This is a genomic window from Moorena sp. SIO3E8, assembly GCF_010692445.1.
Lineage (GTDB): Bacteria > Cyanobacteriota > Cyanobacteriia > Cyanobacteriales > Coleofasciculaceae > Moorena > Moorena bouillonii.
On record NZ_JAAHHM010000035.1, the window covers coordinates 1 to 12,407 of the forward strand.

Below are 12,407 nucleotides of genomic sequence, written 5' to 3' on the forward strand. Positions count from 1 at the left end.
GGGTCAGGCATAGCACAAGTTGTGAAGAGTACAATAGGGTAAGCTGAGCATCGAGTAGGTAAGCAGTTCATCCTTCTATTTTACCATTATCAGCAGCTGCTCAAGTATTTCTGCCGCGCTGCACTAGCTCCGAAAGATGGTAAAAATTCTGGATGTAATTCCAGAAAGATTAAGCGTGGTTTTTTGCCTAAACTTCCGTTAAGCAAACTCTCTGCACCATGCAAACACAAAACCTCAGCTCCCTCGATATCAATCTTAAGGACAGTGGGTAGGGGCAGATTACCAATAGAAATTTCATTATCAAGAGTTCTTGTTTGCACAGTTACTTTACCCTTTGGGGCACCAGGTCTATTTAGCTGCTCTTTCAGGGTTGGAGCAAAGCCAGAAGCACCATCAGTGAACAAAGTTGCTTCTCCTTCTCGATCACTAACCGCCCAAGGTACGAAGGTAACGTTGGATAAATTATTGAGTTCAACATTATTCTGAAGGCGTTCCATCGTTTCAGGATCGGGTTCAAAAGCAAATACCTTTCCATTTTCAGCAAATATAGCTGCATGGACAGCCATTAACCCAACACTTGCGCCAATGTCTAAGACAATGTCGTCTATCTCGATTAGTTTTGTAAATTCTTCCACGAAGAACTTCTCGCCACCATAGTTTGCTAATCTATATTTTTCTACCGGGCTAAAAGCTTCAAATTGGAGTTTTCGTCTATAGGTGGGTAGTTCAATTTTTAGCGGATACAACCCTGGTTTATCATCTTTGCCTCCACGAAGAGAGTTCTTAAGATTGTTTAGGGCAAATTTAACTCGATTTATTTTAATCATCTCAATACCTTTACTAGCTTATTTTGTGCATAATATGGTGTGGCCTGAGCCCTGAAAAGCTTACTAGATAAAGCGTTGAGGCAATGATATTAGGCTTGATACAGTCCCAAATTGACCCTACGAATGATTTTAATGAAGCAACGAAAGTATTATCAAATCTGCGTTTTAGCTTATTTCATCGCCCCCTCAGGTATTACCCAACAGTCTAACTCTAAGGGCGGTAGACAGATAAGTTGGGATTGATTTGATAATCGACATCTTTGAGCGCCCATACTTTCGACCTGACCAAGCCACAGGGATTGTTGTATACCTATACTTTTTAATAATACCTTTTAATGCCATCTCCATTCCAATATTGTAGCCATCAGCGGTTGGCTTAATTTCTTTCAAAACTAGTCTTCTGTATGCCTTAAATGAGTTGGTGATGTCACTACAGTTTGTACGGAAAATCCACTGGAGAAACGAATTTCCAAACTGTGACAAAAATCCCTTTACTGCTGTGGATTCAGTGATTTTTGCTCCAGCCATAAACCGTGAGCCAAAAACCATGTCATTCCCATTTTCAATGAGCTGGATGTAAGAAAGCACGTCGTCGAGTGAATCGCTGAGATCGCCGTTGAATGGAATCAAAATGTCTCCGGTGGCGACACTAAACCCTTTTCGTAAGGCCTTTCCATACCCTGGAGGATTTCCTCCTTTCACTGCAACAACATTTTGGTGTGACTTTTCAAAGGATTTAAGAATCTCCCATGTTCCATCAGTACTATCATCAACTGCAACAAGTTCAAAGTCGATGTCACGTTTGGACAAGTATGCATATGCTTTTCTCATGGTCATCTCTACATATGCTGCTTCGTTCTTGAATGGAATAATTAGTGATGTCTTCATAATAAAACTAATGAATGAGTCTTGTGCTTACGCACTCTTGCAGTTGCTTACTACCCATTCTTGCTCAAGAATTGTTACAGTTGGATGCGGAATAATGAACTTACCACCAGCATTGAGATAGTCGGCATATTTTTTGATAAAGAAATCTAGAAAATTCCAGGCAAGAACCAAGTAGTAATCTGGCTGCTCGTTAATTAGACTTTCGCAAACAATGGGAATATGAGTTCCAGGGGTGTATCGACCAATTTTGTATTGATTGATTTCGACCGCACATTCGACGAGATCAGGGCCGATGCCACAGTAATTGAGTAGCGTGCTTCCTTTAAGAGGAGCACCAAGTCCAAAGACACGCTTTCCTGCCCCTCTAATTTGCTGGAGAAGCGACACAAGCTCTTCTTTGTTTTGTTCCACGCCCTTAGAAAAGTCGAGATATGTTTGTAGTCGATCAAGACCGAAGCGTTTTTCCTCAGAAATTGCATCATCGATTTTTTTCGTCGTAGGAAAAGGTGACTTTTTTCTGCCTACATACAAAACAAATGAACCACCATGAATGGGATAGAAATCCACATCTAATAATCGCAGGCCATATCTGGAAAAAAGATCTCGTAGAGGGGCAATCCCATGAATCATAGTGTGTTCGTGATAAAAATGATCGAATTGTTTTTTCTCAATAACATCTTTCAGATACACACATTGGGTACAAAAAATCGTGTTCTCCTCCATGAGGATCTCTAGACCTTGGACGAAGCTATGAAGGTCTTCCACGTGGTAGAACACGGCGGTGGCAGTGATCAGGTCGGGATAGATTCCCAGACGTTTCATGGCCTCAGCAGTCTGCCTGTTCCAAAAGGCCTCTAAGACTGTAATTCCTGCCTGTCGAGACAACTCACTGCTCCCCTTGCAGGGATCGATGCCAAGAACCCGCAAACCACGATCACGAAATTTTGAGAGCAGCGTCCCATCATTGGCACCAATATCAAGTACAAGACTATTTGGCGGGATGTCGAATTTCTGCAAGGTATTATCAACCAGTTCCTCGAAGTGGTGAACTACTGGCTGATTTAACCCAGTGACGTATGGGTGATTTGTGAACATGTACTCTACAGGAGGAAATTCTTCCAATTGCACCTGCCAACACTGAGTGCAGACTGACATAGCAAAAGGGAAGTTCTGTTCGTTATCGATCTCATTCAATGCAGGAAAAGTATTTCCATTTGGCTGTTTACCAAGGTCAATAAACTGCTCCAGTTTGGAACTTTTGCAGTTCATGCAATACTTGTTTTTTTTCATAGCAAAGTAATTAGTTAAACCGAAAGAAATATTTTATTAATAAAAAGCCTATGAATCGGATTATGTTCCAGCAATTATATGCTAAATATAGCAGCTTTTTTTTTGCAATATTTGAGCGATATAGATCAAAAAAACCTGACGGGGTGACAAACAGCCTTAAAAGCCTTACTGGGTGTGGGGTTTTGGGTAATGGCTGAAAAGAAACATCCCCTTTGCTGGCGGCTGTTGGTAGCGATGCAGTGGCCTCACGGGGAAACCCCATTTGGCCGACTGCATCGCTTCTATTTTCCCCACACCCCACACCCAAAACCCCACACCCTGTCTACTTTTTAGCCTTGTTGTCACCCCTTAAGCAAAAAAACGCCACATAGGCATGTAATCGTAATAAATTACCGAAAAAAAAATGCTCTTTTAAGAATACAAAAAACATATACATCTGAATGTATAAATGACTGTTTTGCTAGGATTTGTCGTTCCTTCGCAAAATATCAAAACCATTGCCTGTATAATCTTTACTATAGTGTTGCTTGATAAATCGTTCCAGCGCGGGAAAGCTATAATCTGTATCTATTCCTGACAGCCTTGGCTTTTTGTGCACATCAATAATGAATGCTGGTATATCTTGTTCCAGCTCTTCGATGAAATGCTTCCTCAACTTCTGGATATAAGGGGTTGATACATGGAGATAGAACTGAAAATCAGTAATATAGGGGGTTGCAAGAACCGCTTTTGAAATGAGCATTGCATGCAGGCTCCCTCCGCCCCAATCCAGGGGTTGAACCTTGTCAGTTGGTAATAGATTCTCATTCAAGTACGCTGCTATTTCGTAAACGCCAACTCTTCCACTCTGGACTGAAAATGGCGGGCCTTTAAGAAGTTGCTTGAAAGCGACACTTGATGGTCGTACTGTCAATACGATAATAAAGACGAAAATGAAGAGGGGAAAAAATATCCTCGGAAAGCGTAGGCCTTCAAATGAAGGAGTAGAAAAGAGCATAAGTGCTGTACACAAGCTGGCAAAATATGTATACGGCATCCAGTGATATAGCCAGAATTTTCCACCTATAGCAACAGATATGCTGTAGAGGATGGTTAATGAGAACAACAATAGGGCTAACTTTTTAGTTGCAGGGGGTGAATGTTCCGCCCAGACGTGATACACACCAAACATTGAGCCTAGAAACAGCAATCTAAATCCTCCAAACCATATATACAACTTTAGATTATAAATAAAGCCAGAGATAGTTCCCATAACCTCCATATTCCCAGCCAGTTGAGAGTATAGAGGTGTAAATGATGAGAGGATATCCCAAAAGGATGAGATTGCACCAATTCGCCAAAGCCATATAAAAGGAATTGCCAGAGTTGATAGAAAACCGAGGAGCGCAAACAAGCTCCCTATAGTGCAAGTCTTGATAAAGGTTTTTGCTGACCTTGAGCCATCAATGCAATATATGGAGTTATAAACAACCATAGCAGGAAGCCCTATGGCCATATGCGGTTTGATTAATGCAGCAAGGGCAAAGAGTGCTCCCACTAGAAAATTTGTGAGGTTGACCGAACGCCAGGGACTATGCCGTGTGGCAAGTAAAACAGCAGTAGCCATTGGTAATATGGCAATGAAATCTCTTTCAAGGCTCATCTTGGGACCAGCTTCGAGATATATAAGACTAAACAGCAGGCAGCTTGCAAGCGCGGTTATTCGGCCAGCTGGTCTCATAACAAACCACGTTACTGTCAGCGTTGCGGTGAGCCAAGCAACATCCACCATCCGAAATGCAAGATCGGAGTAACCAAACATTTTTCCCACTGCCATGTGGAACAGGTACGTACCTGGCATGTTGATTTCAAAGATGTCTCGGTAGGGTGCAAAGCCATGCTCATTAATTAAATAAGCAATGTAGTGCATAAAAGACGTATCGAACTCTAGCGGCCAACCCAACGATAAGACAAGCTGCACTAAAAAGAGACTAGCTAGCAAAGCAAGGAACAAGTACTTTGCGCCATCTACAGCTTTGTAGAAACGCGGCTCAGATTTTGATTGTTGCATTTTCAATTCCCCTGAATTGCATAGGAAGAACATAAAGGAAGATTATCCTTCAAACTTCCTGTATAAAACTGAAGATGATTATAGGTTGATGCACCGCTGAGCCGAACGACGGGAGGGCGGATATCGGTTAAAAAATCTAGGTTTACGGCTTTAATATAGGAGGAGTCTAAAGCGAAGGCTTCAGCTATTTTACAGGCATATTGGTATCGTGAAACTGCTTCTGAACCCACGCAATGAAAAATGCCCTGGCTATCGTGAAGAATGATTTTATTCAACATGGCAAAAAGATCGTTAATCCACGTTGGGCAATTCACAAGATTCGTGAATGCTGTGAAGTCTTGATGAGAGGTTAATGCTTTACATACTAAACTTACAAAGTCCCCAGGAAAACCGTATAGTTGTGCCGTGCGAACGATTGCGTAGTTGGAGAGTTGTTTTCTAATTAGAAATTCAGAAGCTGCTTTGTCCATTCCATACTGGGTGGTTGGGCAAGGAGTATCCTGCTCCTTCCATAAGTAATCATACTTGCCAAAAACGTAATCCGAAGAAAAGAATATCATTCGAGTTTTGGATTCTAAGCATGCTCTAGTAAGTAGTTTTGTGATGCCATAGTTCGTTGCCCGAGATGCTTCTTTATTCTGCTCACAGAAGCGTAAATTTTTAAGAGCTGCTAGATGTACAACCAGGTCTGGATTATGTGCTTTGAATAGGCAGGATACAGTAGTTTGGTCTCGCAAGTCGGCACGAATAGTACCCTCATGGGGCTTAAAATCTACGGGTATGACCTGATGACCAATCTTGCCGAGATAGCCGGTGAGTTTTATTCCTATTGCTCCTGCAGCACCAGTTAAAAGTATCCGCATATGCAATTTCAATAGTCTTTAATTATACGAATATAGCAATTAATTTTTAATTGAAGAGTACTTGACGCTGTAAATATCTTGACAACTTAAGCGGCGAGTAAATTACTCTGGGTGGGTGCATTAAAAGAGCGAATAAATAAATGGTGCAATACCTGAAGCATTGGCAAAGATTAAGAACAAACCAAAGGCAAGAAGTATTGTAACTATGGGAATCAACCACCACAGCTTCCGTTGCCATAAAAAGACTAATATTTCACCTAAAATCAAGTCTTATTCGTTCGTCTGTTGGTTTTATAATCCCTCCGGCCACTCCAAAAAAAAGTAACAATTCTAGCAAATATAGACCGAAACCAATCGATAGCAGGGCGAGGACAAAATTGATTTTCATCTCTTCGCGCCACTTTAATAAAGCAAAACCAAACAGTAATAGGCCAGCAATAGCAACTAGATAATACTTAGTTAACTCCTCCGGGGAAAGCGGTGACAAAAAGGTAGAATGAATAAGAACCGCCAGACAAAATGTAATGGCACCTGTCAATACAATAGTAGCAAACTTCTCCGGTTGTCTCATATTAACTAATCCTGAAAAGCTAGCACGACCTAAACTAATACATTAGAAATTAAATTATTCGTTTAGGTAATTTATATATATCTTTTTTTATAAATAACACCACAAATAAACTCCATAAATAATTGAATTATTGGCATCTAAATCTGGAATTTTACCCCTAAAATCGCCCACCGAAAACCATCAACAACTACCACTTCTAGACTGCCGACGGGTAAATTCTCCCACTGAGGGGTTTCCTTGAGGATCCATCACCCCTGTTACCTGTTGCCATAACTGATCTGGAGCCAAAGATACCTTATAGGTGCGATCGCCTGTCTTGCACAAGTGATACCAGTTGGTTTCCTGGCACTGACTACACCAAAAAGCCTCTAGCCACTCTCCTTCCAGAGCTACTGTGGTGTTACTGGCGATCAGCATCAAGGCATATTTTTGTTTAACACCACGCTGGATTAGTTGTCCTGCTCGATCAGCAAACAACCGATATTTTTGACTAGCGCTATCAAGGTAGCAACGATGAATTGGACAGAAAATAGCTCTTCTTTTAGAACGTTTCCGATTGCGTTCACTTCTTCTTTTACTTGTTGCTTGATTGCCGGGATTCATTAGTTTATTAAATAAAAGCTAATTTTTTTCATTTACTAAGTAAAAATAGACACAAAATCTCCCCTTTACTCACTTTCCTGCCGTTGAAATTAAAACTTGATAAAAGTGAGGTGGGGAGAGACTGAGATCAATAGGACCATCGAAGCCCACTCCGAAAATTAAAGACTATTTAGTTATTTATTTATTTTTTTGTAGTTCGTTAGTTAATTAATGTCTAAAAATCACCGAGGTAAATTTTGAAATTATTTCCTAAACCAACCTAAACAAATAATTAGTAGTTAGGCACAAACTATTTATTTTCAAGCTTCGTAGAGCTTTCCGGACAATTGAGTAAATTTCTGGAATAACTTTGTCTAATAGACCTCTGGGGTAAATTAGCTTTTAGCTCAGACCTGGGGTTTCAGGTTTATTTTACGCAAATGTATAAGTAGTCGGACAAAAGTTTTGGGTGCTGTATAAAGTTTTGTAAATATAAACAAAACCTTTTGGGGTAAAGGTTACAAGCATTTTACAGTTTTCGAGACAGTACCGTTTATTTATGTCCGACTACTTAATCTTTAAATTGCTTTTAGTAAAGCATTGTCCATTCCTATATTCATATAATATCGATAAACTGCGAATACTTCAAAAAATACTTGCTAAGTAAAACCTACATGCTGCCCTTGACATTGTCAGTATTAATTATGACGATTTCTGTCTATTTTAAAAAATACATAACTTAAAAAAAACAGTATTTATACGCAAAAAAAAATCAATCTAGACAGGAAATGCGTATAACTTTGCATACTACAAATCAGCTCTAAATTACTTTGAGTAAACAATTGTCGATGAATCAAATTAAAAAATTATCAAAAAAAGCCGAATAAGTCAAGGCAATTTGGGTGCATCTTACTTTTGCAATTAGACAAAAATTATAATAAAATTCCGACACTGCCTACACTACCTACTCTCCCTAAAATCCCCACGCTTCCCACACTTCCGGCACTTCCCTTCTTTTTTACAAAGATGAGATGCACCCGGCAATTTTGCCAACTCCAAGATTGATCAAGCAATCAATTACAGTAAACAGATCGCTTAGTCAGCTGTTGACAAGGCTTCATCAAGAACGTGATTATAATGTTCACCAATGACTTCAGGACTAATATTCTCTAATCAATACTAGACTCGCGGTAAGATGGCCAGATGGGGAGATGGCCAGATGAAATTGATCTGTAGCCGTGTGAGCCCTCAGAATTGGGATTAGATCACCATGAGATTGACAATTAGGACAAATTGTAATAAATAGTTGACCCTTGTACTCAAGTCAATTGACTAATGAAGGCACCAGCTTAATTTATATCCCACAAAGCGCTAAAATAAGCCAGTGACCCTCCCTGTCCTATTCATAGGATTGGGAGAATCCAGCTTTAAATTGATACAATGCCCAAGACTTACACCGTCGAATTTAATCACAAAGGCAACACATACACCATAGAGGTGCCAGAGGATCAAAAAATTCTTGAAGCTGGCCATGGGGCGGGGATAGATTTACCCAGTTCCTGCACGGCTGGAGTCTGTACCACTTGCGCTGCCAAACGAGTAGCAGAAGGCAGTGTAGACCAAACCGATGGGATGGGTTTAGGACCAGAACTCCAAGCAGAAGGCTATGTGCTGCTGTGTGTAGCTTATCCCCGCTCTAACCTGAAATTGGACACCGAAAAAGAAGATGAAGTGTACGACCGGCAGTTTGGTCAGCCGTGATCAGGTCAGTGCTGCTATATAATCAAATACCATTAGCCTAATAGCTAGACGTAATGGTTAGATAAATTAGCTAAACCGCGAGAAGCCCCACATCTCAATACGTAGTATGAGTGTGGGATGAATCGCGGACAGGGTATGCACGGATCAAAGGATAGAGCTATTAAACTCCTAATCAACTCAGATGAGATCATTCCTATAGGATTGGCATCTTGTTCCGGTTGTCTTTTCTCAAAATCAGTAATTATAATTGTTAACTTTTTATTTTTAATAATGTCTTGCCAAATGATCGTAGGCATGCTCTAATCATAATAGGTCGAGCCAACTTGAGGCAAGTCAAAGTGAGAATAGCGTATCAGTACCGGCTAAAACCAACAAAACAGCAAAAAGCCAAGATAGATCATTGGCTGTCAATGCTTTGCGCTCAATATAACTACTTGCTAGCTGAGCGGTTTAGTTGGTACGAGCAAAATCGTTGCTCAATTAATGCTTGTCCCCTGGTTTGTCACCTTCCTAAACTAAGAGAGAATCCGGATTACTACAGTCAGAAGAAAACTCTACCAAATCTCAAGAAAACTCATCCTTGGTACAAAGAAATTCATTCTCAGGTACTTCAGGATGTAGTCAAAAGAGTTAAATTAGCCTTTGATCGGTTTATCAAAGGGGATAGTAGTGGTAGAAGAAGTGGGAGACCTAGATTTAAAAAACTACACCGCTACCGTACCTTTACTTACCCTCAGATGAAAGAAGGGTGCTTAAAATACAACCTGATCAACCTACCAAAAATAGGGAAAATTAAAGTTGTACTACATCGCCCTATTCCTAATGGATTCAAGATAAAGACAGCTTCGATTACCAAAAAGTGTGATGGATATTATCTGGTTTTGTCTCTAGAAGACCAAAGTGTACCTGAGGTTAAACCTGACCTTAATCCTGACTCAATAGTCGGCATTGATGTTGGCCTTAAGGAGTTTTTAACTACCTCCAAAGGCGAGACAATAGAGATTCCTCAGTACTACCGAAAATCTCAAAAAAGATTGAAGGTTATCCAGAAAAGGGTATCTCGACGGGTGTTGGGAGGCAGTAACAGACTCAAAGCTATTAAGCAACTTGGTAGACAGCACAAAAAAGTAGCGGATAAACGGAAAGACTTCCATTTTAAGACCGCCAATTATTTGCTGTCAAAATATGACGTGATTGCTCATGAAAAGTTAAATGTAAAGGGACTGGCTAAATCCCGATTGGCTAAATCTGTGTTGGATGCTGGGTGGTCAAGCTTTCTGACAATCCTGGCAAGCAAAGCCTTAAATGCTGGCTTGTTGGCGATTCCGGTAAGTGCTCAGAATACTTCACAGAATTGCTCCAATTGCGGCAAAAAAGTTTCCAAAAAGCTGCATGTCCGTTGGCACGATTGTCCTCACTGCGGTTGTAGTTTGGACAGAGACCACAATGCAGCAATAAATATAAAAAATAGAGCGGAAGGGCAGTCCGTTCTTAAAGCCCAGCGCCTCCTAAGGAATGCCCGGATTGGCTGGGAAGCTTACACTGAACCTGTAAGGTCAGTGTAGGAGCTGTCACGATAATCTCATTATCTTAATCAGAATTAGGGAGAAAACAATGACAACCCATTTCATTACTGCAGAAATTGACCTCCAAGAGTCCCCTAAGGAACTGCACCAAGCTATTGAAGCAGAACTACAAGAACGGGGAGAACCCCTGCGCTGGGCAGTTACTCATGTAGACCCTGAGCAGGAAAAAGCTACGGTAGAGGCTATTGTAACAAAATCACCGAATAGTAAGTGAATCAGCGTGCCTATACCGTTGTTTTAATCATTCCTACTGGTGTAGGAGCGTCGATTGGTGGCTATGCCGGGGATGCCTTGCCAGTAGCTAGAGCGATCGCACAAGTTTGCGATCGCTTAATCACCCATCCCAATGTCCTCAATGGTGCCCAGTTGTACTGGAACTTACCCAACGCCTTCTATGTAGAAGGCTATGGCCTTGACAAATTTGCCGCTGGATGCTGGGGATTACGCCCTGTACATCAGAACCGGGTGGGATTACTCCTGGATCAGGGGATTGAACCGGAACTACGGTTGAGACACCTACAAGCAGCAGATGCCACCAGAGCTACCCTAGGACTGAATCTAACCGACTACGTAGTCACAGATGCTCCCTTAAATGTAGAACTGCGCACAGCAGCATCTGGAGCGAGTTGGGGAACAATTGGAAATCCCGATAGTTTATTGCGAGCAGCCCAAGTCTTGATTGAGAAAGCCGGAGCAGATGCGATCGCAGTAGTCGTGCGTTTTCCTGATGACATGGATAGTGAAGCATTGCAAGATTACCGTCATGGCCGAGGCGTAGACCCCCTCGCTGGTGCTGAAGCCATTATCAGTCACTTGATTGTTCGTACCTTTCAAATTCCCTGTGCTCATGCACCAGCATTGATGCCTTTACCCATCGATCCTAAATTGTCACCTCGTTCAGCAGCAGAAGAATTGGGCTATACCTTCTTACCCTGTGTTTTAGTAGGATTGAGTCGCGCTCCCCAATTTGTCCTCAACCAAAAAAATTCCCCCTCCTCCCTTGCTAATCCAGATTTTCAAACTATTTCCTCAAAACCAGGGGACATCTGGGCTGATGATGTAGATGCGATTGTCATACCAGCAACCGCCTGTGGTGGTAGTGCAATGTTAAGCTTTAGCCAGCTGCAAACCCAGATCATTGCCGTTGAAGAAAACCAAACTACCATGGAAGTACCTCCAGAACCTTTGGGAATTAAAGCCATACGAGTAAACTCATATTTAGAGGCTCTAGGCTTGCTGGTTAGCCATCGTGCTGGAATCAGTCCTAACGCTCTGAGTCCATCCCTATCATCCCTGGGTCGCTTAAATTTTTGTGACAAAACAAATTCCCGATAATCCCGAACTTGAACCCCTAACCCGCATCCAAGTACTAGTGGCAATGGGTATAACTGCCGTAGTCTTACTCATCTTTGCCAAGCTATGGCTGCAACTAGGCAAGCTCACTCTCCTGCCCATCACATTTACCCCCAATGCCCTAGTTATAGGACTAGCCATGGGGTTGGCAATTACTGGAGCCAGTGGCTTAGTGTATCGTCTTTGGCCAGCTTATCGCCAGAGTGCAGAAGTATACCTAAAGTTAATTCTCAAGCCCCTAATCATACCAGATTTAATGTGGCTAGGACTGTTGCCCGGTATGAGTGAAGAATTACTGTTTCGGGGTGTGATGTTGCCAGCAGTAGGGTTGAATGCTATCGGTATCATAGCCTCCAGTATGCTATTTGGGATTTTGCATCTAAGCGGTATCCAACAATGGCCCTATGTAGTTTGGGCAACCCTTGTTGGTTTGCTTCTCGGGTATAGTGCGGTAGCAACAGACAACTTACTCGTACCAATTGTAGCTCATATCGTGACCAACTTTGTCTCTAGCTTGGTATGGAAATTGGGTAATCTAGAAAATACAACATAGACTATAAAAGACTATTAAATTTAATTAAAAAAAAATCCAAAATTAAAAATTAAATAAAAATTAACAACTAAATAAAAATTAAA

The 12,407-nt window shown here is 41.3% G+C and carries 14 protein-coding genes; 6 read left to right on the forward strand and 8 right to left on the reverse strand.

Annotated elements, in window-relative coordinates:
* Positions 1–89 precede the first annotated feature (89 nt).
* The 3 genes from F6K46_RS16940 to F6K46_RS16950 form a co-directional block, all read right to left on the reverse strand.
* On the reverse strand, positions 90–827 hold the full coding sequence (locus tag F6K46_RS16940) for an FkbM family methyltransferase (protein WP_293058898.1): 738 nt from the start codon (positions 825–827) through the stop codon (positions 90–92).
* 186 nt (positions 828–1,013) lie between these two features.
* Entirely contained in the window at positions 1,014–1,715 is a 702-nt protein-coding gene (locus tag F6K46_RS16945; RefSeq protein WP_293058895.1) for a glycosyltransferase family 2 protein, read from the reverse strand.
* A 27-nt stretch (positions 1,716–1,742) separates the two neighbouring features.
* Positions 1,743–3,005: a class I SAM-dependent methyltransferase gene (locus F6K46_RS16950; protein WP_293058892.1), complete on the reverse strand. Its 1,263-nt coding sequence runs from the start codon at positions 3,003–3,005 to the stop codon at positions 1,743–1,745.
* A gap of 189 nt (positions 3,006–3,194) precedes the next feature.
* On the opposite strand from F6K46_RS16950, the gene F6K46_RS16955 reads away from it, so the two are divergent.
* The gene (locus F6K46_RS16955; protein WP_293058889.1) at positions 3,195–3,338 is read left to right on the forward strand and encodes a hypothetical protein; all 144 of its coding nucleotides are present in this window, start codon (positions 3,195–3,197) and stop codon (positions 3,336–3,338) included.
* A 127-nt stretch (positions 3,339–3,465) separates the two neighbouring features.
* On the opposite strand, the gene F6K46_RS16960 is transcribed toward F6K46_RS16955, so the two are convergent.
* From F6K46_RS16960 to F6K46_RS16980, 5 genes are all read right to left on the reverse strand, one after another.
* Positions 3,466–5,055: a hypothetical protein gene (locus F6K46_RS16960; RefSeq protein WP_293058886.1), complete on the reverse strand. Its 1,590-nt coding sequence runs from the start codon at positions 5,053–5,055 to the stop codon at positions 3,466–3,468.
* A gap of 2 nt (positions 5,056–5,057) precedes the next feature.
* Positions 5,058–5,930, reverse strand: coding sequence for a sugar nucleotide-binding protein (locus tag F6K46_RS16965; RefSeq protein WP_293058883.1), 873 nt, complete (start codon positions 5,928–5,930; stop codon positions 5,058–5,060).
* A gap of 108 nt (positions 5,931–6,038) precedes the next feature.
* Entirely contained in the window at positions 6,039–6,185 is a 147-nt protein-coding gene (locus tag F6K46_RS16970) for a DUF5989 family protein (RefSeq protein ID WP_366664712.1), read from the reverse strand.
* Positions 6,172–6,489, reverse strand: a complete 318-nt coding sequence (locus F6K46_RS16975) for a hypothetical protein (protein ID WP_293058880.1) — start codon at positions 6,487–6,489, stop codon at positions 6,172–6,174. The genes F6K46_RS16970 and F6K46_RS16975 overlap by 14 nt, the downstream gene beginning before the upstream one ends.
* A 180-nt stretch (positions 6,490–6,669) precedes the next feature.
* The gene (locus tag F6K46_RS16980) at positions 6,670–7,092 is read right to left on the reverse strand and encodes a hypothetical protein (protein ID WP_293058877.1); all 423 of its coding nucleotides are present in this window, start codon (positions 7,090–7,092) and stop codon (positions 6,670–6,672) included.
* Between the two features lie 1,419 nt (positions 7,093–8,511).
* On the opposite strand from F6K46_RS16980, the gene F6K46_RS16985 reads away from it, so the two are divergent.
* The 5 genes from F6K46_RS16985 to F6K46_RS17005 all read left to right on the forward strand — a co-directional run bounded on the left by F6K46_RS16985 (position 8,512) and on the right by F6K46_RS17005 (position 12,324).
* Complete coding sequence (locus F6K46_RS16985) at positions 8,512–8,832, forward strand: 2Fe-2S iron-sulfur cluster-binding protein (RefSeq protein ID WP_293058874.1); 321 nt, start codon at positions 8,512–8,514, stop codon at positions 8,830–8,832.
* Positions 8,833–9,170: 338 nt separating this feature from the next.
* Entirely contained in the window at positions 9,171–10,397 is a 1,227-nt protein-coding gene (locus F6K46_RS16990; protein WP_293058871.1) for a transposase, read from the forward strand.
* A 49-nt stretch (positions 10,398–10,446) separates the two neighbouring features.
* Positions 10,447–10,632, forward strand: a complete 186-nt coding sequence (locus tag F6K46_RS16995; RefSeq protein WP_293044317.1) for a hypothetical protein — start codon at positions 10,447–10,449, stop codon at positions 10,630–10,632.
* Complete coding sequence (locus tag F6K46_RS17000) at positions 10,629–11,753, forward strand: DUF3326 domain-containing protein (protein WP_293058868.1); 1,125 nt, start codon at positions 10,629–10,631, stop codon at positions 11,751–11,753. The genes F6K46_RS16995 and F6K46_RS17000 overlap by 4 nt, the downstream gene beginning before the upstream one ends.
* The gene (locus tag F6K46_RS17005; protein ID WP_293058865.1) at positions 11,731–12,324 is read left to right on the forward strand and encodes a CPBP family intramembrane glutamic endopeptidase; all 594 of its coding nucleotides are present in this window, start codon (positions 11,731–11,733) and stop codon (positions 12,322–12,324) included. Before F6K46_RS17000 ends, F6K46_RS17005 begins: the two co-directional genes overlap by 23 nt.
* The last annotated feature ends 83 nt before the right edge of the window (positions 12,325–12,407 follow it).